Below are 23,804 nucleotides of genomic sequence, written 5' to 3' on the forward strand. Positions count from 1 at the left end.
GGAGCTCCGACAGGCTGCCCCGAACGGGGTGTGACCAGGACTTTCGCCCGGCGGGGCACCGGGGCCGTGCCTATTCTTCGACCATCCGGTCGGCCCGGTGGTCGGGCAGTGCTGTCCCGTGACAGCCGCCGGGGTTCGAGGGGGACCACGATGACGGCGGTCGACGATCTGCTCGGGCAGTTGCCCATGGGCGAACTGGCGAACAAGCTCGGGGTGGACGAGGCGACGGCCGAACAGGCGGCCAAGACCGCGCTGCCGACGCTGCTGGCGGGCCTGCAGGCCAACGCCGAGGACCCGGCCGGCGCCCAGTCGCTGGAATCCGCGCTGGCCCAGCACCAGGACAGCTCGCTGCTCGACGGCGGCGTCAGCCTGGACCAGGTCGACGAGGCGGACGGCGAGAAGATCGTCGGCAACGTCTTCGGCGACAAGAAGTCGGAGGTCGTGAACGCGCTCGGTGGTCTCGGTGGGCTCGGCGGCGGGGACGGCGGCGGGGACGGCGGCGGGCAGTCCGGGTTGATCAGCAAGCTGCTGCCGATGCTGGCCCCGATCGTCATGGCCTACCTGGCCAAGCAGTTCTTCAACAAGGGTCAGGGCGGCGAGGGGTCCGCGGACGGTGGCGGGCTCGCCGGGATGCTGGGCGGTCTGCTCGGCGGCGGGTCCGGGGGAGCCGGCGGCGGGGGACTCGGGGGAATGCTCGGCGGTCTGCTCGGTGGCGGCGGTTCCGGGGGTGCCGGCGGCGGTCTCGGCGGCATGCTCGGTGGTCTGCTGGGCGGCGGCAAGCGCTGACCCTGCTCGACCCACGACAGACACCGCCGGCGCCGGACGAGACCTCTCGTCCGGCGCCGGTCGTGTGCTGACGGTCGATGCCCGGGCATCAGTCGATCGGGGCCGGCTCCAGCAGCCAGACGGGGATCTGCCGATCGGTCTTGGCCTGGTACTCGTTGTACGTGGGGAAGACGGCCGCGGCCCGGTCCCACCACTCCTGCCGCTCGGCGCCCTCGAGTTCACGCACCCGGCCGTCGACGATCGTCGCGCCGTCCTGCACGCTGACCCGCGGGTCGGCCCGCAGATTGGCGTCCCACTCCGGGTTCTCGGGGGCACCACCCTTGGACGCGACCAGGACGTAGCGGCCGTCGTGCTCGGCCCGCATCAGCGGCACCTTGCGCAACTTGCCGGACTTGCGGCCGTACATGGTGAACACCACGACGGGCAGTCCGGTGTCGAGCAGGGTGTTGCCCTGCTGGCCGTTCGAGGATTCGTAGAGCTCGACCTGTTCACGCACCCAGGCCGACGGGCTCGGTTCGTACTCACCGGTGAGAGGCATGCCCTCCACGGTAGGCCGTCGACCGACGGCCGGGCCGGTCAGTCGGCGGTGTGCCGGCCGACGAAGGCGGCGATGTCGGCGAAACAGGTGCGGGCGTCGGCCAGGTCCAGGTGGAACTGGTATTCGTGCGGCAGCCGGGGGGTGTGGTCGTCCGGGAAGAAGCGGGTCTGCACCGGCACGCCGAGTTCGTGCAGCCGGTCGACCAGGGCCCGGGACGACGGCAGCAGCGGATCGGCATTGCCAGCGGTCACGAACGTCGGCGGGAAGGCGTCGGTGGCCCGGGCGGCGACGTCGAGCTGCTCGATCCGCGGGTCGTCGGGTCGCACGGGCCCGGCCAGATAGGCGCGGCTGACCTGGTCGCCGGCGAAGCGGACGACGGCCGGCGCGGGCATGCCGTGCGGGAGTACGAACAGCCCGCAGCACAGCACGATGGCCCGGAGGTGCTCGGCCGGCAGCGGTACGGGGACGCCGATGTCGTCGGCCAGACCCGGTGTGGTGACCACCTCGGTGAGCTGCCCGGCCAGCTGGGCGCCGGCCGAGTCGCCGGCCAGCACGACCCGGGTCGCGTCCAGCTCCCAGCGGTCCGCCTCCCGGCGGAGGAAGGCGAGCGCGTCGGTCAGCTGACGGATGGCCGTCGGGTAGGACCGGCGGGGTGGGACCGAGTAATTGACCCCGACGCAGACCGCCCCGGTGACGGCGGCGAGGGCCCGCAGGTAGGGCGCCACGTCGGACTTGTCGCCGGAGACCCATCCGCCGCCGTGCACCCAGACCAGGACCGGGCGCCCCGTCGAGGGCCCGGTCGTCGCCGGTTCGAACACGTCGAGCCGCTCGTCGCGATCAGGGCCGTAGGCGACGTCCAGGTGATCGGTGACGGTCGGCACCGCCTGTCGCCGGCCGGTCTCCGGATCGGCGAACAGGGGACCGTCGATCCCGGCCTGCATCGCCGCCCGGGTGCGGGCCGCGCCCTTGGTGAAGGCGAACCGGATGAGGGCGACCGTCGGACGCGGGGTGAGGAGCACCGCCGCGAACGTCGACACCGGCACCAGCGCGAGCCCCACCGCGACGGCGGCGCCGCGGCCGACCCGCCCGAACACCCGGCCGGTGGTGCGGTCACTGCGACCCATGGCTCTCCTCGGGGACGGGACAGGCTTTGATAGACGGCGGGACCGTCGGCGTCGACCGGCGGACCTGTCCATGACCGACGGTAGAAAGCAGGACTCCTTGGCCAGCCATCTCGCGCCGCACGAGATCCCCGCCGATCTCGACATCATCGTCGTGGACCATCCGCTGGCAGCGGCCCGCCTGTCCACCATGCGTGACGCCCGGACGGACAACAGCGCATTCCGGACGGCGCTGCGCGAACTCACCCTGATGCTGATCTACGAGGCGTCCCGCACCCTGCAGGTCCAGTACGTCCCCATCCACACCCCGGTCGCCCGGACGAACGCCACCCGGCTGAGCAACCCGCCGCTGCTGGTGCCGGTGCTGCGGGCCGGTCTGGGCATGGCCGACCAGGCCCACGCGCTGATCCCCGAGGCGCAGATGGGTTTCGTCGGCCTCGCCCGCAACGAGGAGACCCTCCAACCGACGCCGTACATGGAGTCGCTGCCCGAGTCCCTGGCCGGACGACCCGTCTACGTCCTCGACCCGATGCTGGCGACCGGCGGTTCCATGGTGCACACCATCGAACTGCTCAACGCCCGGGGCGCCACCGAGGTGACCGCGATCTGCACCCTGGCGGCACCGGAGGGTCTGCGCACCCTGGCCGACGCGAAGCTCGGCGTCCGCGTCGTCACCGCGTCCGTCGACGAACGCCTCAACGACTCCGGTTACATCGTCCCGGGTCTGGGGGACGCGGGGGATCGGCAGTTCGGTCCGCCCGGACACTGAGACGCTGCAACCTCTCGCCCCGTCGGCTCCGTCTTCGCCTGAGCAGGGGCCCGGCCAGGTCGAGGGGTGCCGGCCTGCCCGGGTCGTCGTCGCCGGGAGGTGGTCGTGCCGCTCGTCGCGGGTTCCCGCCGGCGGACGCCGGTGGCGGTGGTCGTCGTGTGCAGCGCCCTGCTGGCCGCTTGCCACACGCCGGCGTCCACGCGCCCGCAGACGATGACCGACAGCGGCCAGTTCGCGGCACTGCAGGGCACGCGCTGGCAGTCCGCGACGTTGCCTGACGGTTCGAGTCCGGTTGCCGGGCTGGAGATCTGGTGGGAGGTCGCGGGCAGCGATCTCACCGCTTCCCGGGGGTGCGCGGCGACCTACGGGCCGGTCGACATCGTCGGCGGCCGCCTGATTCTGGGCAACCGGGTGACCCCCGCCGTCGGCTGCGGGCCGGAGGTTGATCGCGAGGCTCAGCAGTGGGCGGACATGCTGGCGTCCGGCCCGGAGATCCTCGTCGATCTCGGAGCCTCACCACCCGCGGTCGTGCTCGACAACGGTTCTCATCGGATGACGTTCACCCCGGCCCCGCCGGCCGGGATCCGGTCCGACAGCGTTCCCACCGGCTGACGTGGCGTTCGAGCGACCCGTGGGGAGGGGACTGCGGTGACCACACCACTGGCGAGACGAGTGGCGACGGCCGGCCTCACGGCCGTGCTGCTCGCCGGCTGCACCCTCGGGGCTGATCCACCCAGCCCGCCGGTCGACGATCAGTCGCTGCTCGCCGCCCTGCGGGACGTCCGCTGGCAGTCCGATGCGCTCCCCGACGGCTCCGCCCCGGCGCCCGGGATGGACGTGTGGTGGGAGGTGAGGGGAACGAACCTGGTCGCGTCGACCGGCTGCGCGGGGGCGGCCGGACCGATCTCGATCGTCGCCGGTCGGATGAATCTCGGCGGCATGGCCGGCCCGGCCGTCAGTTGCGGCACGGTCGTCGACCGACAGGCCGAACAGTTCCAGCAGATGCTCAGGTCCCGTCCCGCTGTCGCCGTCGACGATGCCGCGGGACAACGTTCGGTCGTGCTGGACAACGGCCTGAACCGGATGACCTTCGTGCCGGTGGCCTCCGACGGTGCCCCGCCGACGCGCTAGAGCCCCAGCACCGCCCGGACCTCCTCGCGCAGCCGGTCCAGGTCGGCCCGCACCTGGTCGGCGGACTGACCGTCGGTGCCCCGGACCTGCAGGTAGGCCTTGAGTTTCGGTTCCGTGCCGGACGGCCGGACGACGACCCGCGCGCGGGTCGTGCGCCAGCGGACGGCGTCGGTGCGGGGGAGCAGGTCGGCGGATTCGGTGATGTCGTCGCCGAGCAGTTCGGTGGGCGGGGTGGCGCGGATGCGACGCATCGCGTCGCTGATGTCGGCCAGCCGGGTCACCCGGATCGACAACGGACCGGTCACGAAAAGCCCGTCCGCGTCGACGATCTCGGCCAGGCGATCGGTGACGGTCGCCCCGGTGGAGCGCAGCAGCGCGGTCAGGTCGGCGGCGACCACGGCGGCGGAGATGCCGTCCTTGTCGCGCACGACGCCCGGATCGACGCACAGGCCCAGGGCTTCCTCGTAGCCGAAGACCAGGCCGGTGCCGGACCCGTCGCCGGCCCGGACGATCCACTTGAACCCGGTGAGTGTCTCGTCGTAGCGGGCGCCGTGCCGGGCGGCGATGGCCTGCAGTTGTTCCCCGGAGACGATGGTCGTGGCGACCAGCGGGTCGGGGTGCGCGGTGCGGTCGAGGGTGCGCAGCAGGTGGTCGCCCAGCAGGGCGCCGGCCTCGTCGCCGGTGAGCATCCGCCAGCCGTCCGGGCCAGGGATCCCCAGCGCGCACCGGTCGGCGTCCGGGTCGAGGGCGATGGCCAGGTGGGCGTCGACGTCGGCGGCCAGGGCGAGCAGCCGGTCGGTCGCGCCCGGTTCCTCCGGGTTGGGGAAGGGGACGGTCGGGAAGTCGGGGTCGGGGACGGCCTGGGCGGCGACCACGTGCACGTCGGTGATGCCGGCGGCCCGCAGTCCGCGCACGGTCACCTCGCCGCCCACCCCGTGCATCGGGGTCAGCGCGACGCGCAGCGACGACCGGTCGGCGGCCGGCGCGGTGCGGGCCAGCTCACCGAGTCGGTCGACGTAGGCGTCGACCAGGTCGTCCGGCCAGGCCCCGGGGGAGCCGACATCGACGGAGACGGCGGCCGGGACGGCGGCGATCTCCGCCTCGATGCGGGCGTCGGCGGGGCCGACGAGCTGGGCGCCGTCGGCCAGGTAGACCTTCACCCCGTTGTCGTTCGGCGGGTTGTGGGACGCGGTGATCTGCACGCCCGCCGCCGCACCCAGGTGCCGGACGGCGAACGCGGTCACCGGGGTGGGCAGCGGTCCGGGAGCGAGGAGCGCGGTGAAACCCTGCGCAGCCAGCACCCCGGCGGCGTCCCGGGCGAACTCCGCCGACCGGTGCCGGGCGTCGTGCCCGACGATCACGGTGCGGCCGGCGGCGCCGGTCGCCCGCAGGTGGCGCCCGATACCGGCGGCGGCCCGGCGCACCACGGCGAGGTTCATCCCGGCCGGTCCGGCCCGCAGGGGTCCGCGCAGGCCCGCGGTACCGAAGGTCAACGGGGCCCGCATCCGGTCGGTGAGGTCGGCGACCGCCTCGCCCCGGCCGGCCATGGCGTCGGCCAGCACGCGTTGCAGCTCGTCCCGGTCGGCCGGCGACGGGTCGTCGGCGATCCACCGCAGGGCGGCCGTGCGGACCTCGGTGGGCAGCGGCGCGGCCAGGGACATGTCGGCTCCGTCCGTTCGGTGCGGGAGGTCAGGACCGGGTGATCAGCTCACGGAGCAGTTCACCGAGGTCGGCCGCGGCGGCGCGGCCGGTGTCCAGGACCTCCTGGTGGTTGAGGGCCTCGCCGGTGATGCCGGCGGCGAGGTTGGTCACCAGGGACAGGCCGAACACCTCGAGTCCGGCCTCGCGGGCGGCGATGGCCTCCAGCACCGTCGACATGCCGACCAGGTCGGCGCCCAGGGTGGCGAGCATCCGGATCTCGGCCGGGGTCTCGAAGTGCGGCCCGGGGAATTGGGCGTAGACGCCCTCGGTGAGCTCGGGGGAGATCTGGCGGGCCAGCTCGCGCAGCCGCGGTGAGTAGAGGTCGGTGAGGTCGACGAAGTTGGCCCCGGCGATCGGTGAGGTGGCGGTCAGGTTGAGGTGGTCGGCGATGAGGACGGCCTCACCGGGGCGCATCCCGGGGCGCAGTCCGCCGGCCGCGTTGGTCAGCAGCAGCGTCCGCACTCCGGCGGCGGCGGTGGTGCGCACGGCGTGGGCCACGGCGGCGACCCCGCGGCCCTCGTACAGATGGGTGCGGCCGAGGAAGACCAGGGCCCGCTTGTCGCCGATCACGACGGACAGCACCTTGCCGGCGTGGCCGGCGACCCCAGGGGCCCGGAAGCCGGGCAGATCGGTCATGTCGATCTCGGCCTCCGGCGTACCCAGCCGTTCGGCGGCCGGCAGCCAACCGGAGCCCATCACCAGGGCGACGTCGTGGGTGGCGGCGCCGGTGCGCTCGGCCAGCACGGCGGCGGCCTGGGCGGCGAGTTCCTGCGGCGACGGGGCGGCGGGGTTCGAGGCGTCGGACATGCCCCGGAGCCTAGATCGACCGGCGTCCGCGGGGGCGGCCGGTCGGCCGCTCCGGCCCAGCCGGCCTGGCTGACCCGTCCGAGTGGGTCTGATCAGATGCCCGACTCCCCGATCGGGTTGCGTGCGGTCGGGGTGGGAAAGGACATGCCGTCCGGAACGGGGACACAGCTGTTTCCGGGGCGTTGCGTGGGCCCCGGTTTGGCACGATGGACCGCATGCCGCCGACCGAGACGCCGCCCGATCGTGGGTCGGTCGCACGTCCGGCGCCGGGCGCTCCGGCGGCATCCCCGCAGGACACCCAACCCGCGGTGATGGAGTCGCTGCTCAGCCGGTCCGGGGCTCGGCCGCCGGCCGCGACCCGGACCCCCGACGCTTCGGCGTCCGGGCGACGGCTGGCCGGGCGCTACCGGCTCGACTCCGTCATCGGCAAGGGATCGATGGGCACGGTGTGGGCGGCCACCGACGAGGTGCTGCAGCGTCGGGTCGCCATCAAGGAGATCGACTACCCGCCGGGCATGTCGTCCGACGAGGTCCGCCAGCTGCAGCAGCGGACGCTGCGGGAGGCCCGGGCGATCGGTGCGCTGTCCAACCCGTACGTCGTCACGCTCTTCGACATCCTGACCCTGGACAGCGGCCCGGTCATCGTCATGGAGCTGCTGCGGGCGCGGTCGCTGGCCGACATCATCAAGCAGGTCGAGCGTCTGTCCGACGGGCAGGCCGCCACCATCGGTGTCGCGGTCGCCGGCGGACTGCTCGCCGCCCACGCCGCCGGTATCACCCACCGCGACGTCAAACCGGCCAACGTGCTCATCTGCGACGACGGCCGCATCAAGCTGACCGACTTCGGCATCGCCCGCAGCTCGGGGGAGCAGACCCTGACCGCGACCGGGCTGCTGCTCGGGTCGCCGGCCTACATCGCGCCCGAGGTCGCCAGCGGCGTCCCCGCCGGGCCGGTGTCCGACGCGTGGGGCCTGGGTGGGCTGCTCTTCGCGTGCGTCGAGGGGCATCCGCCGTTCGACCAAGGGTCGGCCATCGCCACCCTGACCTCCGTGGTCAAGGACCCGGTGCCGCCGCACCCGCACGCCGGCCGGATCGGCGGCGTGGTGTCCGGTCTGCTGGTCAAGACCCCGCATCTGCGCATGCGGCTGGACCGGGCGCTCACCGCATTGCGGGCGGTCGCCGACGACCCGTCCGGGATGAAGCTGGGCCTGGCCGGACAGCTGCCGCCCAGCCCGGCGGCGACCCCGGCCCACGGCATGCCGCACCAGGCCCGGCCCGCCCGTCCGGCGTCCTCACCGCTGGCCACCCCGGCGAGCGGCCTGCGGCCGGCCGGTCCGGAACCGGTGTCGAGCCCGGCCGACGTGTCCGCCACCGGGCGGGCCACCCGCTCGGGCGTGGGCCCCGGTGCGCAGACCCCCGTCCCCGCCGCGTCGAAGGATCTGCCCCCGCCACCGTGGGCGACCGACGGCACCGGATCGGCGGCGTTGCCGGCCCTGCCGGACGTGGCGCCCCCGCGCAGCCGGGCCCGGTTGCTCGTCGCCCTGCTGGTGGCGGCGCTGATCGCGGTGGCCGCGTTCCTGGGGGTCCGGCTGATCGCCGACGCCGCCAGCGACGGCACGGCCTCGGCCGCCGCGCCCCCGGCAGCCACGGCCGGTCCGGCCGACACGGGCGAGACCCCCGGCCAGCTCTGACGTCTCGCCCGGGCGGTCAGGTCGCGTCGAACGCGCCGAGCAGTGCGTCGGCCGCCGCCGACGCGGACAGCACGCCGTCGAGCACGTCCCGGCGGACGTCGTCCCGGACGGCCAGCACCTGCGGGGACCGGCGGTAGCGGTCCTCCAGTTCGTCGCGGACCAGCGCCTGGGCCAGCGCCCAGCGTTGCTGGGCCCGCCGCTGCCGGATCCGCTCCGGGCCCAGGGCCGCGGCGTGCGCCGTCACGGTGGCCCACAGCTCGTCCACCCCGTCGCCGGTGAGCCCGGAGCAGGTCACGACGCGTGGGGTCCAGACCTCGTCCATGCCCCGCGCGGTGAGTCGGAGGGCCCCAGCCAGTTCGCGGGCCGCCGCCCGGGCCTCGGTGGCGCGGTCGCCGTCGGCCTTGTTGATCGCGACGACGTCCGCCAGTTCCAGGACGCCCTTCTTGATGCCCTGCAACTGATCACCCGACCGGGCCAGGGCCAGCAGGAGGAACGTGTCGACCATCGCGGCCACGTGGGTCTCGGACTGGCCGACGCCGACCGTCTCGACCAGCACGACGTCGAAACCGGCGGCCTCCAGCACCGGGACGGTCTGCGCGGTCGCCCGGGCGACCCCGCCGAGCGTGCCCGCAGTGGGGGAGGGCCGGATGTAGGCGTCGGGGTCGACGGCCAGGCGCGGCATCCGGGTCTTGTCGCCGAGTACCGACCCGCCGGTGCGGGCGCTGGACGGGTCGACGGCCAGGACGCCGACGCGGTGCCCGGCCGCGGTCAGCCGGGTGCCGAGCATCTCCACCAGGGTCGATTTCCCGGCCCCCGGGACCCCGCTGATGCCGATCCGGACGGTCGGTCGCTCCGGTTCGGGGAGCGCGGCCAGCAGATCCCGCGCCGCGGCCCGGTGGTCGGCCCGGGTGGATTCCACGAGGGTGATGGCTCGCGCGAGGGCCGCACGGGAACCGTTCTGCAGGTCGGTCAGCAGCCGGGTGGTGTCCGTCGCCGTTGCCCCGCCGGCGGTCGGACGGTCGGCGGCGGGAACGGGAGTCGACACGCGGGCGATGCTACGGGGGCACCGGACTGGACTTCCGGCTCGGACGTCGGGTCCGCCGTCTCAGCCGGTGGTCGGCGTCTGCCGGACGTTAGTGGCCGCGACGAAGGCCCAGTCGGCGCCGTCGGTGCTCGCGGCGACCAGGGTGAAGATGCCGCGGCACGGGGCAAGCGTGTGTGCGGTCGCGGCGGGGGTGTGGCGGAGAGTCCAGGACAGGTGCGCCACCGTGGTCGACTCGTGCACCAGAGCGACGCGGAGATCGTCAGCCGTCAGCGCGGTTCCGGCCAGGCGGGTCTCGAACCCGGCCCGATGCCCGCGGGCGATCTCGGCGCGACCCGGCATCCGCGTGCCGAAGATGTTGATGAAGACGGCGTCCGGGGTGAACAGCGCGGCAAAGGCGTCCGCGTCCATGTCGTTGTAGGCGGTCATCAGCCGGTGGGCGAGGTACCGCGTGCGTTCTACCGCTCGACGTTCGTGCTCCGGGTGACGGCCGGGGGTCGAGGTCATACCCAGATTGTCACCGACCGGGCGGTCTGCCAGCCCCGGCGACCCGCGAGGTGCCGAGGACGGGGTCCGTCGTCCGCCCGCCCGGGTCGGTGTCGTCGTCCGGACCGGTTCCGGACGGGCATGCTCGGGGGGTGACGACGACCGCGGCGATCGGAGCCGCCGCGCCCACTGCCGGCGTGGACCTGGCCGCCGCGCCGACCAACACAGCGGTCGCCGTCGTCGACTGGTCCATGGACGGTGAAGCCGAGCTGACCCAGCTCACCGTCGGCGTGGCCGACGACGCCATCGTCGAGGTCATCGGCCGGGTGGCGCGGGCGGGCGGGCGGACCGGGATCGACTGCCCGCTGGGGTGGCCGGAGCGGTTCGTCGAGTTCCTGCTGGCCCACCGGGGCGGCACCGCGCCGACCGACCTGGGCACGCCGGACGCGCGCCGTCCGCTGCTGTACCGGCGCACCGATCTGGCCGTCATCGCCGCCGGGCACCGGCCGCTGAGCGTGGCCGCCGATCGCATCGCGCATCCCGCGGTCCGGGTGGCCGGCATCCTGGCCCGCCTGTCCGAACCCGGCCGTCCCGTGGACCGCAGCGGCCGCGGGCCGGTGGCCGAGGTGTACCCGGCGGTCGCGTTGCGGCATTGGGGGCTGACCTCCCGGGCGTACAAGGGGACGGCCAACGCGGCGGTCCGCAGCGCCCTGGTCGGTAACCTCCTGGCAACGATCCCGTGGTTGCGGGTGTCCGGGGGCCAGCGCGAGCTGCTGTGCCGTTCCGATCACGCGCTCGACGCCCTCGTCAGCGCACTGGTCGCCCGCGCCGTGGTGATCGGCGCGGCGACCGTCCCGCCGCCGGCGGACGCGGCGGTCGCCGCGATCGAGGGATGGATCGCCCTGCCGACGACCGCACTGCATCGCCTGCCGACCGGAGGAGCCACCGCATGACCCCGACGCCGTCCGAGCCGTTGACCGATCGGGCCCGCGATTACCTGGACCTCGACTCGTTGCTGACCGACGCGGAGCGGCGGACGCAGGCGACGGTCCGCGCGTTCGTCGACGACCGCATCCGTCCGTACATCGCCGACTGGTACGAGCGCGCGCACTTCCCGCGGGAGATCGCCCCGCAGATGGGCGCTCTCGGGCTGCTCGGGATGCACCTGACCGGATACGGCTGCGCCGGTCGCAGCGCCGTCGAGTACGGCCTGGCGGCCATGGAGTTGGAGGCCGGCGACTCCGGGCTGCGGACGTTCGTCTCCGTCCAGGGGTCCCTGGCGATGACCGCGATCCACCGGCACGGCTCGGAGGAACAGAAGCGGCAGTGGCTGCCGCGGATGGCCACCGGTGAACTCATCGGCTGCTTCGGCCTCACCGAGCCGACCGCCGGCAGCGACCCGGCCAGCATGCGCACGTTCGCCCGCCGGGACGGTGCGGGCGACGGTGCGGACTGGGTCCTGTCCGGGGCGAAGCGGTGGATCGGGCTGGCGTCGATCGCCGCGGTCGCGGTCATCTGGGCGCAGACCGACGACGGCATCCGGGGTTTCCTGGTCCCGACCGACTCGCCCGGGTTCACCGCCACCCCCATCGCCGGCAAGCTGTCGATGCGCGCCTCCATCCAGTGCGACATCACGATGGACGACGTCCGGCTGCCGGCCGACGCCGTCCTCCCCGGGGTGGTCGGGTTGAAGGGGCCGTTCAGCTGCCTCAACGAGGCCCGGTACGGCATCCTCTGGGGCGTCCTCGGCGCGGCCCGCGACTCGTACGAGGCCGCGGTGCGCTACAGCCTGCAGCGCACCCAGTTCGACCGTCCGCTCGCCGGGTACCAGCTGACCCAGCGCAAACTCGCCGACATGGTCCTGGAACTGCAGAAGGGCCAGCTGGTCGCCCTGCACACCGGCCGGCTCAAGGACGCGGGACGCCTGCAGCCCCAGCAGATCTCGTTCGGGAAGCTGAACAACGTGCGGGAGGCCATCGCCATCTGCCGGCAGGCCCGGGAACTGCTGGGCGGCAACGGGATCACCCTGGAGCACTCACCGTTGCGGCACGCCGACAACCTCGAGAGCGTGCGGACCTACGAGGGCACCGACGACGTCCACACGCTTGTCATGGGGCAGGCCATCACCGGTCTACCCGCTTTCCGGTGACGGCCGAACCGGCACCGCGTCCCGCTGCGGGTCCGCGGGTGCTGATCGCCGCGGCGATCCTGCTGTTGGCCTTCAACCTGCGCCCGGCGGTCAACGTGCTCGGCGCGGTCATCCCCGAGTTGCGGGCGGCGACCGGACTCCCGGCCGGCACCACCGGGTTGCTCCTGTCGCTGCCCACGTTGGCCTTCGCGGTCACCGGGTTGGCCGCCCCGGCGCTGGCCGCGAGGTTCGGCGCCCATCGCACCGTCGTGGTCGCGCTCGCCGCGTTGGTGATGGGGCAGGTGGCCCGCGCCTTCCTGCCCGGTGTGGCGGCCCTGTTCGCCGGCTCGCTCCTCGCGCTGGCCGGGATCGCGGTGGCCAACGTCCTGATGCCCGGGCTGGTGCGCGCGCACTTCCCCGATCGCATCCCGCTGCTCACCGCCGCCTACACCACCCTGCTGACGGTCGGCGGGGCGGCGGCCGCAGGGTTGACCATCCCGGTGGAACGGGCGCTGGGGGGCGACTGGCAGGTCGGTCTCGGGTTGTGGACGGTGACCGCGGTGATCGCCCTGGTGCCGTGGCTGGCGATGCTGCGGGCCGACCGGGGCCCCGCGGCGAAGGCCGCAGGCGCGCCGGCCGGTCGACGGATACCGCTGCGCCAGCTGGCGCGGACCCGGGTGGCCTGGGCGCTGGCCGTCTACTTCGCCTGCCAGTCGATGGTCGCCTACGTGGTGTTCGGCTGGCTGACCCAGATCCTCGTGGGGGCGGGTCTGCCCGACGTGGTGGCGGCCGCGCAGGTGTCGATCGCGATCGCGGTGGGTGTCCCGTTCGCCGCGCTGGTGCCGCCGCTGCTGGGCCGGGCCAGCCGTCCGCAGCTGCTCGTACTGGGGTTGTCGTCCTGCTATCTGGCCGCGTTCGTCGGATTGATCGCATCGCCGACGGACCCGGTGTGGCTGTGGGCGGCGCTCATCGGGGTCGGCACCGGGACGTTCCCGCTGGCCCTGACCCTGATCGCGCTGCGGGCCCGCACCGGGCTCGCGACCACGTCGCTCTCGGCGTTCACGCAGTGCGTCGGGTACCTGATCGCCTCGGTCGGCCCCATCGGGTTCGGGTTGCTGTTCGACCTGAGCGGCGACTGGACGATCCCGCTGCTGGCGATGTGCGCGGTGGTGGTCCTGCAGATCGTGGCCGGCCTGGCGGCGGTGCGGCCCCGCAAGGTCGAGGACGAACTGCCGTCCGCGGCCTGAGACCAGAAGGCCGACGCCCCGTCCCGGGTGGGTCGGAGCGTCGGCCGCTGCCGATACGGCGGGTCAGGAGGTCGCAGCCCCGGCGAACGGGGCGGTGTCGAAGTAGGTGGCGAACCGCGACACCTTCCCCTGGTCGTCGAAGTCGAGCAGGCTCACGCCGCGGTAGTTGATCGACGCCCCCGCGGCCAGGGTGCCGGTGCTCGTCCACTCCAGGACGCCGAGGTTCCCCGACCCGGTGATCCGGTCGAACGAGGAGGCGATGTCGGAGAACTGGCCGAGGTACTGCTGCCAGTACTGCCGGGCGCCGTCGCTGCCGCTGACCTCCTGGTCGACCTCGGGGCGCAGCAGCGTCGCCCCGTCGGCGAATTGCTCCTGGACGAAAGCGTCCACGTCACCGCTCTTCTCGAGGTGCTGCAGAGCGTCGGCGAAGGCCTGGGCGTGGTCGTCGGACATGGTGGTTCCCTTCGATCGGACGTGACCGACCGGTCGGCCGGCTCGGACCGGCGGTGCCGGTGCGGGGGTCAGTGCCGGAGTGAGTACCCACCGGAGCGGCCCGTGGTCACCCGGACGGGCCGCCGAACGTCGCGCCGTTTCGGTTCCCGTCCCGAGGTCCGGATGCGCTCAGGCGCCGATCGGGGGCCGAACGGCGAACAACGGGCGCGGATCCTGGAGCAACGCCGGCGGCTGGAACCGCGCCCGTTCGACGACGGAATGCCAGTGGACGTCGCGGCGGTGGACGATCGGGTCGCCGTGTGCGGCGGTGGCCGCGCGGGCGACCGTGTAGCTGTAGTCGCCGGTCACCTCGCCGATCAGGACCTGACGTCCCCGCGCGATCAGGACGCCCACCTGTCGACCCGGCTCGACGTCCTGCAGCAACCGGGACAGGGCGAGAAGCGGCCGGGTCACCCGGCCGGTCGGGGGGTCGAGCGTCGCCCGCAGGTCGGCCAGCGACAGCCCGGTCGCGTCCTGGACCACCCCCGTCTCGACGCCCAGGCCGATGACGCCTTCGGTCAGCAGCCGGCCGAGCCGGTCCGCCGAGGTGGGGTTGACGATCCACCAGCAGGTGGCCGGGTCGACCACCGGCTCCTCGGTCGGCCTCGCCGCCCCCGGGTCGGCGCCGGGCCAGACGTAGTCGAGGTCGTCCGGCAGACCACCGTCCGGGCGGTCGGCGGTCCGCTCGCCCGGGTCCCGCTCGGCCCGCTCGCCCAGGTCTGCCTCGGTGGCGCCGGCCGCGGTTTTCCGGCTCGGGCCGAAGAGCGGGCCGTAGTGGTCGGGGTCCTTGCCGAGCAGCTTGCTGCGGTGCGAACGGTGCAGTTTTTCCCGGCCGAGCCAGCCCGGTAACCGGCCGGCCGCCTGCAGGTCGTCCTGGGTGAGCCCGACGACGTCCGGGGCGAACTCGGCGATCTGGTCCGCCGTGGTGTCCGGAAACCCGCGGCGTCGCCATTCGTCGACGCAGTCCAGCCCGTACCGCACCAGCGCGTCGACCCGACCCCGCCACATCACCACGGCCGGATGGTTGCGCCAGCCGTACTCCGGGAGCGTCAGCGCCCGCAGGATCTGCAGGGTCTCGACCCGCTGCTTGCCCAGCCGCGGGGTGTCCAGGAGGGCGGCCGACGTGGCGAAGTCCGGATCGGGGAGAAAGGTCTGCACGATGGGCAGAGTTGCCCGCCGGGGTCGGTCTCACGCCGCTCGCCCTGGTTAGGGTGTCGGGGTGCGGGTCGTCGCCGAGTTCACCTCCGAACCCTTCCAGGGGGAGGGGCAACCGCCCCCGCACGCCCAGGCGGCGTGGGAGGTGGTCGATGCCTCTGGTCTGCACGGTGACTTCGGGCCGTTCGGCACCGAGGTCGACGGTGACCTCGAGGTGGTCGCCGACACCCTGCGGGACGTCATCGCGGCCGCCCTGCGATCGGGCGCGAGCCGCATCACCCTGCAGGTCCGTCCGGACGGGCCATGAGCGAGGTCGACGCGCTGGTCGCGGACCCGTCGGACGAGGTGTCCGCCGCGGAACTGCTGGGCGCGGTGCGGCCGCTCCTCGACCGGATCGGTGCCCGTCTGGTGGACCCGGCCGAGCTGGATGCCCGGGATGTGCCGTTGCACTGGCGGGGCGCGGTGGTGGCCGGGGTGCGGCTGCCCGGCCCGGTCACCGGCGAGCCGGCCGGGTCGGCGGACGGCGGGTCGCCGGCCGGGACCGAGGACGCGGATCTCGGTGGGTTGGCCGGCATCCTCGCGAGCGTGGAGCGGCAGTTCGACGAACCGCTGGCCGACCTGCCCCGCCCGGACAAGCAGCGGGCGGTGCGGCTGCTCGAGGAGGCCGGGGCGTTCTCCTATCGCAAGGCGGTGGAGACCGTCGCGGGCGCCCTGGGGGTCAGCCGCTTCACGGTCTACAACTACCTCAACCGCGAACGCGCGTAGTGCGGCCCGACGGTCCGCACCGGTGTATTCAACAAACTGTTGACGTGGCCTGGGTCACTCGCTAGATTCCGTTGGGCGGAAGACAAGTTCCGCCGAAGTCGTGAGTGCGGGACCACCGACACCGTCGTCTCCGGTCCCGCCCTCACGGACCCACCGCTCAACGGAGAGCAGGTCCTCCATGCCGCTACGGCCGCCGCCGCGCCCGACGACCCACCACTGCGATCCGAGCCCGGGTCCGTAACCCCGCCGACACGCCCGCGCCGTACACCAGCACATTCACCGCCGCAGACTGCGCGCACACTTCCCCCGCGGCCGTCTCGCGGCCGCAGTCCGGTCCACTCCCGTCCGCCGGGTACGCAGCAGCGTGCCCTGGCCGTCCTCCGGATCAGAGGTCTCCATGGCTTCCACCACCACGTCGGGCCGATCGGCCCGGACCACGTCCGTCAAACACCCGGTCGATCAGGTTCTGCCGATCCCGAAGCTCGCCGTCTACGGCATCCAGCACGTCCTGGCGTTCTACGCCGGCGCCGTCGTGGTGCCGATCCTGCTGGCCAACGCCATCGGTTTGAGCCAGCAGGAACTGATCCACCTCATCAACGCCGACCTGTTCACCTGCGGCATCGCCTCGATCATCCAGTCTGTCGGGTTCTGGAAGATCGGCGTCCGGCTGCCGCTGCTGCAGGGCGTGACGTTCACCGCGGTCAGCCCGATGATCGCCATCGCGATGGCCCAGGGCGGTGGCACCCAGGGCCTGGTCTACATCTACGGCTCGGTCATCGTCGCCGGCCTGTTCACGTTCCTCATCGCGCCGTACTTCGCCAAGCTCATCCGGTTTTTCCCGCCGGTGGTCACCGGTTCGGTCATCCTGATCATCGGTATCGCGCTGCTGCCGGTGGCCGCGGCCGACGCCGTCGGCGGGGCCGCCACCCCGGACCCGACCAACCCGAAGAACCTGGCCTACGCCCTGGGCACCCTGCTGCTGATCGTGCTGATCCAGCGCGTCTTCAAGGGCTTCCTGGCCACCGTTGCCGTGCTGGCGGGCCTGGTCATCGGCACCGCGGTCGCCGCGCTGCTGGGCGACGCGCACTTCGACGGCCTGGCCGACTCCGCCTGGTTCGGCGTCACCACCCCGTTCTTCTTCGGTCTGCCCAAGTTCTCGGTGGCCGCGATCATCTCGATGATCGTCGTCATGCTGATCACCGCGGTGGAGACCACCGGCGACGTCTTCGCCACCGGCGAGATCGTCGAGAAGCGGGTCGGCGCCGAGGACGTCTCCCGCGCCCTGCGGGCCGACGGGCTGTCCACCTTCCTCGGTGGAGTGCTCAACTCGTTCCCGTACACCTGCTTCGCCGAGAACGTGGGCCTGGTCCGGCTGACCCGGGTCAAGAGCCGCTATGTGGTTGCCGCCGCCGGTGTCTTCATGATCGTCATCGGCCTCATCCCCAAGGCCGGTGCCCTGGTCGCCAGCATCCCGCACCCGGTGCTGGGCGGCGCCGCCCTGGCCATGTTCGCCACCGTCGCGGTGGTCGGCATCCAGACCCTGTCCCGGGTCGACTTCCATGACCACCGCAACGTTGTCATCGTCGGCACCAGCGTGGGTCTGGCCGTCTTCGTGACGTTCCAGCCGGACGTGGCCAAGGCCGTCCCGGAGTGGGCGCAAATCATCCTGGGCAGCGGTATCACCCTGGGCAGCCTGACCGCGATCATCCTGAACCTGGTGTTCCACCACCTGGACCGCGGGCACGGCCCGGCCGTCGCCGGCACCCCCGGCAAGGGCGTCATCCGGCTGGACGCGGTCAACAAGATGAGCCGCGACGAGTTCGTCCGCACGTTCTCGGCGCTGTTTCACGGACCCACCTGGGTGACCGAGCGGGCGTACGACCTGCGCCCGTTCGCCGACACCCCGGCGTTGCGCGCCGCGTTCCAGGACGCCCTGTTCACCGCGAACAACACCGAGCTGCGCGAGCTGCTCTCGTCCTACCCTGAGCTGGGCGGCGATTCCGACGGGAACTCCTCGGCGGAGTCGAAGAAGGATCGGACCGCGTCCGGTCTGGCCCTGCTGGACGACGAGGACCACGAGCGCTTCAGCCACCTCAACCAGGCCTACCGCGAGCGGTTCGGCATCCCGCTGATCATGTCCGTGCGTGACCTGGACAAGCGGGACACCATCCTGCGGCACGGCTGGGAGCGCATGCAGAACTCGCCGAACCAGGAGCGGGCGACCGCCCTCATCGAGGTCTCCAAGATCGCCAACCACCGGTTCGACGACCTGGTCGCCGACGCCAGCCCGCTGGTGCTGCCCCGGGCCATCCTGCTGGAGGAGGTGGATGCCCTGACCACGCCCCCGACCGCGTCGGCCCATCGGCGCCCCGAGGGGCCGCTGGAAGCCGGGACGCGGCGCTTCAACTCCGCGCCCGAGTCCGAGGCCCGGCAGCAGCTGCAGACGTGTCTGGACGTGCCCCGCTGGGTCGACGACGTGCTGTCCGGCCGCCCCTACGAGTCCGCGCAGCACCTGCTGCACCGGGCCCGCGACGCTGCCGCCGACTTCAGCGACGACGAGCTGTACGCCGCGTTGGCCCGCCATCCGCGGATCGGCGAGCGCGCCGGGGCCGGTCACGACGTGGCCTTCTCCCAGCGCGAGCAGTCCGCCGTCGGGCAGGCCGGGCAGGAGACCCAGCAGGCCATCCTGGCCGGGAACGCCGAGTACGAGCAGAAGTTCGACCGGGTGTTCCTCATCCGGGCCGCCGGCCGTTCGGCCGACGAGATCCTGTCCGAGCTGCGTCGCCGGCTGGGCAACTCGCCGGAGGCCGAACGCACGGAGGTGGTCACCCAGCTGCGAGAGATCGCACTGACCCGCCTGGAGCAGATACTGGCCTCCTAGGCCACGCACTGCCGCCGCCCGCAGTCCACCGCCGCACACGCCACAGCCCCCGCCGGTCCACCCCGGACCGGCGGGGGAGCAGGGAGTTCCATCATGATCCAGCAGGTGATCGCCCCCCACGCCCAGCGGGCCGGCGGGACGTCTCCGGCGGCGGACGAGCCGTCCGTCGTGGTCAACGGCCGGGCCCGCCCGCTCGGCCCGGTCGGCGGGCACACCACCCTGTTGGAGTGGCTGCGCGGCACCGGGTTCACCGGGTGCAAGGAGGGCTGCGCCGAGGGCGAGTGCGGCGCGTGCGCCGTGCTGGTGGCCCGCCCCGAGGGTCCCGACGCCGTCGGTGGGGAGGACACCACCCGGTGGACGGCGATCAACGCCTGCCTGGTCCCGGCCGCCGGTTTCGACGGCCAGGAGGTCGTCACCGCGGAGGGGCTCGGCGACCCCCGGGCGCTGCACCCGGTGCAGCAGCAGATGGCCGACCGCGGTGGCTCCCAGTGCGGGTACTGCACCCCGGGTTTCATCTGCTCGATGGCATCGGAGTACTACCGCCCCGATCGCACGCCGACCGGGACCACGGAGCGGGTCGCCGGGGCCGACCCGTCGGTGGCCGACGCCGCGGCGGACGGCCGTCCCGCGGACGACCCGGCCGCGCCGGGGCACGCCGTCGATCACGAGCACGGGCCCAACGGGTTCGATCTGCACGCCCTGTCCGGCAACCTGTGCCGCTGCACCGGCTACCGGCCGATCCGGGACGCCGCCTACGCCCTGGGTGAGCCGGCCGCCGACGACGCGCTGGCCGCCCGCCGGGCCGAGCCCGCTCCGGCCGCGCCGGCCACCGTCATCACCGAGGGTGGGACCGAGTACCGCCGCCCGACCGATCTGGCCGGCGCGTTGACCCTGCTGGCCGACAACCCGGGCGCCCGGATCGTCGCCGGGTCCACCGACTGGGGCGTCGAGCTCAACATCCGGCACTCCCGGGCCGACCTGACCGTCGCCGTCGATCGCATCGCCGAGCTGCGCGAGTTCACGATCGAGCCGGACGCGCTCGTCATCGGCGCCGCGCTGACGCTGTCCGAGGTGGAGCGCGCGGTGGCCGGGCGGGTGCCGCTGCTGTCCGAGCTGTTCCCGCAGTTCGCCTCCCGGCTGATCCGCAACGGCGCCACGCTGGGCGGCAACCTGGGCACCGGGTCGCCGATCGGCGACAGCCCGCCCGTCCTGCTGGCCCTGGACTGCTCGCTGGTCCTGGCCTCGACGGCGGGGGAGCGCACGGTGCCGCTGAGTGAGTACTTCACCGGCTACCGGAAGTCCGTGCGCCGGCCCGACGAGCTGATCGGCGCGATCCGGGTGCCCACCCCGGTCGCCCCGGTCACCGGGTTCCACAAGATCGCCAAGCGGCGCTTCGACGACATCTCCAGCGTCGCGGTGGCTTTCGCCCTCGTGCTGGAGGGCCAGACCATCGCTGACATCAAGATCGGTCTGGGCGGCGTGGCCGCCACCCCGATCCGGGCCCGGGACACCGAGGCCGCCCTGGTCGGTCAACCGTGGACGGGGGCGACCGCCCGCGCGGCGGCCGAGATCCTCGCCGCCGAAGGCACTCCCATCGACGACCACCGGGCCAGTGCCGCCTACCGCCGGGCCATGCTCGGTACCGCCCTGCGCAAGTTCCACGCCCAGAACGCCGCCCCGCGGCAGAACGGGAGCTCCTCGTGAGCCAGCTCTCGCACAACGACAAGATCACGCACGGCCCGCTGGCCGACCGCCCCAACAATCCCAAGGTCGGCCTGCCGATCTCGCACGAGTCCGCTCCCGGGCACGTCACCGGGACCGCGCTCTACACCGACGATCTCGTCGCGCACACCAAGGATCTGCTGCACGCCTGGCCGCTGCAGGCCCCGCATGCCCACGCGAAGATCACGAAGCTGGACGTCACCCCGGCCTACGCCGTCCCCGGTGTGGTCAGGGTGCTCACCGCCGCCGATGTTCCCGGGGTCAACGACGCCGGCATCAAGCACGACGAGCCGCTGTTCGGTGACGAGGTCCGCTTCTACGGCCACGCCGTCTGCTACGTCCTGGGCGAGACCGAGGACGACGCCCGGCGCGGCGCGGAGGCCATCGTCGTCGAGTACGAGCCGCTGCCGTCGCTGATGACCATCACCGAGGCCATCGAGGCGGAGAGCTTCCAGGGCGCCGCCCGCACGGTCAGCCGCGGCGATGCCGAGGCCGGCCTCGCCGACTCGACCTACCGGTTCACCGGCGAGTTCGAGTTCGGCGGTCAGGAGCACTTCTACCTGGAGACCAACGCCGCGTTGGCCCGGGTGGACGAGGCCGGACAGGTCTTCGTGCAGTCGAGCACCCAGCACCCGACGGAGACGCAGGAGATCGTCGCCCACGTCCTCGGCGTGCACAGCAACGAGGTCACCGTCCAGTGTCTGCGCCTGGGCGGCGGTTTCGGCGGCAAGGAGATGCAGCCGCACGGGTTCGCCGCGGTCGCCGCCCTGGGTGCCACGATCACCGGCCGCCCGGTGCTGCTGCGCCTGAACCGCACGCAGGACATGACGATGACCGGCAAGCGGCACCCGTTCCACGCCGCCTGGGAGGTCGGTTTCGACGCCGACCACCGCATCCGCGCGCTCAAGGCCACGCTGACCAGTGACGGCGGCTGGAGCCTGGACCTGTCCGAGCCGGTACTGGCCCGGGCCCTCTGCCACATCGACAACTGTTACTGGATCCCGGACATCGAGGTCCACGGCCGGATCGCCAAGACCAACAAGACGTCGCAGACGGCGTTCCGGGGGTTCGGCGGACCGCAGGGCATGATCGTCATCGAGGACATCCTCGGCCGGTGCGCCCCGCTGCTCGGCGCCCAGCCCGAAGACCTGCGGCGGCGCAACTTCTACGTCCCCGGACAGCCCACCCCGTACGGTCAGCCGGTCCGGCACGCCGAACGGCTGGAACAGATCTGGGCGACCCTGGAGACCAAGGCCGACGTCGTCTCCCGGCGCCTGGCGATCGAAGAGTTCAACGCCACGTCCGAGCACTCCAAGCGGGCCCTGGCCATGACGCCGGTGAAGTTCGGGATCTCGTTCAACCTGACGGCGTTCAACCAGGCCGGCGCCCTGGTGCACGTCTACAAGGACGGCTCGGTCCTGATCAACCACGGCGGCGTGGAGATGGGACAGGGCCTGCACACCAAGATGATCCAGGTCGCGGCGACCGCCCTCGGCGTCCCGCTGAGCTACGTGCGGCTAGCCCCGACCCGCACCGACAAGGTGCCGAACACCTCGGCCACCGCGGCCAGTTCCGGCGCCGACCTCAACGGCGGCGCGATCAAGGACGCCTGCGAGCAGATCCGTCGCCGGCTCGACGTCGTCGCCGCCGGGCAACTCGGCATCCACCCGGACGACGTGCGTTTCGTCGACGGGGTGGTGACCGGGATCGGCTTCCACGACAAGCAGATCGAGTGGGCCAAGCTCTGCCACGACGCCTACTTCCAGCGGGTGCAGCTGTGGGCCGCCGGCTTCTACCGGACCGCCGGGCTGCACTGGGACGCCAACCGCATGCAGGGCGAGCCCTTCAAGTACTTCGCCTACGGCGCGGCATGTTCCGAGGTCGAGGTCGACGGGTTCACCGGCGCCTACCGGGTGCTGCGGGCCGACATCGTGCACGACGTCGGCGACAGCCTGTCCCCGCTCATCGACGTCGGACAGATCGAGGGCGGGTTCGTGCAGGGCACCGGCTGGTTGACCCTGGAGGAGCTGCGCTGGGACACCTCGGACGGACCGCACCGAGGCCGGCTGAACACCCAGGCCGCCAGCACCTACAAGATCCCCAGCTTCTCCGAGATGCCCGAGCACTTCGCCGTCCACCTTTTCGAGAAGGCCACCGAGTCCGGCGTCGTCTACGGCTCCAAGGCCGTCGGCGAGCCGCCGCTGATGCACGCGTTCAGCGTGCGGGAAGCGCTGCGGGCCGCGGCCGCCGCGTTCGGCCCGGAAGGTCACTCGGTGGATCTGCGCAGCCCGGCCACACCGGAGGCGGTGTTCTGGGCGGTCGAGGAAGCGCGTGCGGCGGCCGAGAACGGGTCGGCGGACGCGGCTCTCGCCAACGGGTCCCACAACGGCCACGCGCGCACGTCCGGCGAACCGGTGAGGGTCTGATGGACTGGCTGGACGCGGTGACCCGGGCCCGGCGCGAAGGATCGCCGGTCGTCCTGGTCACCGTCGCCGCGGTGCGCGGGCACGCCCCGCGGGACGCCGGCGCCAAGATGGTCGTCGGCGCCGACCACAGCTGGGGCAGCGTCGGCGGCGGCAACCTGGAGGAGGCGGCGATCACCCGGGCGCGGGAGATCATCGCCACCGGTGTGATCACCCCGGAGACCCAGGTGTCCAAGCTGTCCGACAAGGCCCGTAACCGGCACGGCCGGCAGTGCTGCGGCGGCGAGGTCACCTTGCTGCTGGAGCCGTTGCCGGCCCGGCCGACCGTCGCGATCTTCGGCCTGGGCCATGTTGGCCTGGAACTGGGGCGCATCCTGTCGCGGCTCGACCTCCGGTTGGTGCTGGTCGATTCCCGCGAGGACCAGCTGGAACCGCTTCGGCTGGCCGAGATCACCGGCGGCCCGGCCGATGTCAGCGTGCAGCACCTGCTGCTCGGCGAGCAGCAGCTCGAGGCGCTGCCCCGGGGCGCGCACGTGCTGGTCATGAGCCACGACCACGCCGAGGACTTCGCCCTGTGCGACACCGCGCTGCGGTTGCCGCAACTCGGCTCGATCGGGCTGATCGGCTCGTCGGCCAAGTGGACCGGGTTCCGGCGACGGCTCACCGAGGCCGGGCACGACGCTGCCACGATCGACCGGATCCGGTGCCCTATCGGGCTGCCCGGCATCGGCGGTAAGGAACCCGCGGTCATCGCGATCTCGGTGGCCGCCGAGATGCTCGGGCTGATCGGTGCTTCCGGCTCTAGTGACAAGGGCGCTGCTTCGATGGCCGAGACGCCTTTGCTGGACGCCGGTCTCACCGGCGGGCCGGGGTGATCGCGCGGTGCGCCCCGCCGGCCGTCCGCCGATCGGGGGAGCGT

Annotated in this window: 21 protein-coding genes and 2 pseudogenes; 15 read left to right on the plus strand and 8 right to left on the minus strand. The window is 73.0% G+C overall.

The genetic code is table 11. The features are described from left to right. Window positions 1-150: 150 nt before the first annotated feature. A complete protein-coding gene (locus FDO65_RS15170; protein ID WP_137450500.1) occupies window positions 151-786 on the plus strand; it encodes a DUF937 domain-containing protein in 636 nt (211 codons plus the stop codon). Window positions 787-874: 88 nt separating this feature from the next. On the opposite strand, the gene FDO65_RS15175 is transcribed toward FDO65_RS15170, so the two are convergent. Next, the gene (locus tag FDO65_RS15175; protein ID WP_137450501.1) at window positions 875-1,324 is read right to left on the minus strand and encodes a nitroreductase family deazaflavin-dependent oxidoreductase; all 450 of its coding nucleotides are present in this window, start codon (window positions 1,322-1,324) and stop codon (window positions 875-877) included. A 38-nt stretch (window positions 1,325-1,362) separates the two neighbouring features. Beyond that, the gene (locus FDO65_RS15180) at window positions 1,363-2,448 is read right to left on the minus strand and encodes an alpha/beta hydrolase (protein WP_166442205.1); all 1,086 of its coding nucleotides are present in this window, start codon (window positions 2,446-2,448) and stop codon (window positions 1,363-1,365) included. Window positions 2,449-2,518: 70 nt separating this feature from the next. Here FDO65_RS15180 and upp point away from each other — a divergent pair, with 70 nt between their 5' ends. The 3 genes from upp to FDO65_RS15195 all read left to right on the plus strand — a co-directional run bounded on the left by upp (window position 2,519) and on the right by FDO65_RS15195 (window position 4,345). Next, window positions 2,519-3,214: a uracil phosphoribosyltransferase gene (upp, locus tag FDO65_RS15185; RefSeq protein WP_137450503.1), complete on the plus strand. Its 696-nt coding sequence runs from the start codon at window positions 2,519-2,521 to the stop codon at window positions 3,212-3,214. A gap of 105 nt (window positions 3,215-3,319) precedes the next feature. Then, on the plus strand, window positions 3,320-3,826 hold the full coding sequence (locus tag FDO65_RS15190; protein WP_137450504.1) for a hypothetical protein: 507 nt from the start codon (window positions 3,320-3,322) through the stop codon (window positions 3,824-3,826). Window positions 3,827-3,862: 36 nt separating this feature from the next. Then, window positions 3,863-4,345: a hypothetical protein gene (locus tag FDO65_RS15195; protein WP_137450505.1), complete on the plus strand. Its 483-nt coding sequence runs from the start codon at window positions 3,863-3,865 to the stop codon at window positions 4,343-4,345. Here FDO65_RS15195 and FDO65_RS15200 read toward each other — a convergent pair. Continuing rightward, complete coding sequence (locus FDO65_RS15200; protein ID WP_137450506.1) at window positions 4,342-6,006, minus strand: phospho-sugar mutase; 1,665 nt, start codon at window positions 6,004-6,006, stop codon at window positions 4,342-4,344. The genes FDO65_RS15195 and FDO65_RS15200 overlap by 4 nt on opposite strands. A gap of 28 nt (window positions 6,007-6,034) precedes the next feature. Then, on the minus strand, window positions 6,035-6,853 hold the full coding sequence (locus FDO65_RS15205; RefSeq protein WP_137450507.1) for a purine-nucleoside phosphorylase: 819 nt from the start codon (window positions 6,851-6,853) through the stop codon (window positions 6,035-6,037). Between the two features lie 215 nt (window positions 6,854-7,068). Between FDO65_RS15205 and FDO65_RS15210 the strand changes: the two genes are divergently transcribed. After that, complete coding sequence (locus FDO65_RS15210; RefSeq protein ID WP_166442206.1) at window positions 7,069-8,544, plus strand: serine/threonine-protein kinase; 1,476 nt, start codon at window positions 7,069-7,071, stop codon at window positions 8,542-8,544. A 16-nt stretch (window positions 8,545-8,560) separates the two neighbouring features. Here FDO65_RS15210 and meaB read toward each other — a convergent pair whose 3' ends face one another. After that, window positions 8,561-9,589, minus strand: coding sequence for a methylmalonyl Co-A mutase-associated GTPase MeaB (gene meaB / locus FDO65_RS15215; protein WP_240757632.1), 1,029 nt, complete (start codon window positions 9,587-9,589; stop codon window positions 8,561-8,563). Between the two features lie 60 nt (window positions 9,590-9,649). After that, window positions 9,650-10,093, minus strand: a complete 444-nt coding sequence (locus tag FDO65_RS15220) for an SgcJ/EcaC family oxidoreductase (RefSeq protein ID WP_137450509.1) — start codon at window positions 10,091-10,093, stop codon at window positions 9,650-9,652. A 131-nt stretch (window positions 10,094-10,224) separates the two neighbouring features. On the opposite strand from FDO65_RS15220, the gene FDO65_RS15225 reads away from it, so the two are divergent. Genes FDO65_RS15225 through FDO65_RS15235 form a run of 3 tightly spaced genes read left to right on the plus strand, consistent with a single transcriptional unit; the run spans window position 10,225 to window position 13,447 of the window. Continuing rightward, the gene (locus FDO65_RS15225; RefSeq protein WP_205850058.1) at window positions 10,225-11,025 is read left to right on the plus strand and encodes a DUF429 domain-containing protein; all 801 of its coding nucleotides are present in this window, start codon (window positions 10,225-10,227) and stop codon (window positions 11,023-11,025) included. Further along, complete coding sequence (locus tag FDO65_RS15230) at window positions 11,022-12,221, plus strand: acyl-CoA dehydrogenase family protein (protein ID WP_137450510.1); 1,200 nt, start codon at window positions 11,022-11,024, stop codon at window positions 12,219-12,221. Before FDO65_RS15225 ends, FDO65_RS15230 begins: the two co-directional genes overlap by 4 nt. Further along, window positions 12,218-13,447 (plus strand): MFS transporter, encoded by a 1,230-nt coding sequence (locus FDO65_RS15235; RefSeq protein WP_137450511.1) that lies wholly within the window; start codon window positions 12,218-12,220, stop codon window positions 13,445-13,447. The genes FDO65_RS15230 and FDO65_RS15235 overlap by 4 nt, the downstream gene beginning before the upstream one ends. A gap of 63 nt (window positions 13,448-13,510) precedes the next feature. Here the strand turns inward: FDO65_RS15235 and FDO65_RS15240 are convergent, their stop codons facing one another. Next, window positions 13,511-13,900 carry a nuclear transport factor 2 family protein gene (locus FDO65_RS15240; protein WP_137450512.1) on the minus strand — a complete coding sequence of 130 codons (390 nt, stop codon included), beginning with the start codon at window positions 13,898-13,900 and terminating at the stop codon, window positions 13,511-13,513. A gap of 168 nt (window positions 13,901-14,068) precedes the next feature. Then, entirely contained in the window at window positions 14,069-15,097 is a 1,029-nt protein-coding gene (locus FDO65_RS15245) for an MSMEG_6728 family protein (protein ID WP_137450513.1), read from the minus strand. A gap of 61 nt (window positions 15,098-15,158) precedes the next feature. Here FDO65_RS15245 and FDO65_RS15250 point away from each other — a divergent pair, with 61 nt between their 5' ends. From FDO65_RS15250 to xdhC, 7 genes and pseudogenes are all read left to right on the plus strand, one after another. Further along, window positions 15,159-15,401 carry a thiamine-binding protein gene (locus tag FDO65_RS15250; RefSeq protein ID WP_137450514.1) on the plus strand — a complete coding sequence of 81 codons (243 nt, stop codon included), beginning with the start codon at window positions 15,159-15,161 and terminating at the stop codon, window positions 15,399-15,401. Then, window positions 15,398-15,859 carry a helix-turn-helix domain-containing protein gene (locus tag FDO65_RS15255; RefSeq protein WP_137450515.1) on the plus strand — a complete coding sequence of 154 codons (462 nt, stop codon included), beginning with the start codon at window positions 15,398-15,400 and terminating at the stop codon, window positions 15,857-15,859. Before FDO65_RS15250 ends, FDO65_RS15255 begins: the two co-directional genes overlap by 4 nt. A gap of 397 nt (window positions 15,860-16,256) precedes the next feature. Beyond that, window positions 16,257-18,164, plus strand: a pseudogene (gene uraD, locus FDO65_RS15260) (2-oxo-4-hydroxy-4-carboxy-5-ureidoimidazoline decarboxylase); the annotation flags it as partial. A 99-nt stretch (window positions 18,165-18,263) separates the two neighbouring features. After that, window positions 18,264-18,740 (plus strand): annotated as a pseudogene (gene uraD / locus FDO65_RS23340) (2-oxo-4-hydroxy-4-carboxy-5-ureidoimidazoline decarboxylase); the annotation flags it as partial. A gap of 93 nt (window positions 18,741-18,833) precedes the next feature. Continuing rightward, window positions 18,834-20,444: a xanthine dehydrogenase small subunit gene (locus FDO65_RS15265; RefSeq protein ID WP_137450517.1), complete on the plus strand. Its 1,611-nt coding sequence runs from the start codon at window positions 18,834-18,836 to the stop codon at window positions 20,442-20,444. Then, window positions 20,441-22,888, plus strand: coding sequence for a xanthine dehydrogenase molybdopterin binding subunit (xdhB, locus tag FDO65_RS15270; RefSeq protein ID WP_240757633.1), 2,448 nt, complete (start codon window positions 20,441-20,443; stop codon window positions 22,886-22,888). Before FDO65_RS15265 ends, xdhB begins: the two co-directional genes overlap by 4 nt. Next, window positions 22,888-23,760 (plus strand): xanthine dehydrogenase accessory protein XdhC, encoded by an 873-nt coding sequence (gene xdhC, locus FDO65_RS15275; protein ID WP_137450518.1) that lies wholly within the window; start codon window positions 22,888-22,890, stop codon window positions 23,758-23,760. The genes xdhB and xdhC overlap by 1 nt, the downstream gene beginning before the upstream one ends. The last annotated feature ends 44 nt before the right edge of the window (window positions 23,761-23,804 follow it).

The organism is Nakamurella flava, from assembly GCF_005298075.1.
GTDB lineage: Bacteria > Actinomycetota > Actinomycetes > Mycobacteriales > Nakamurellaceae > Nakamurella > Nakamurella flava.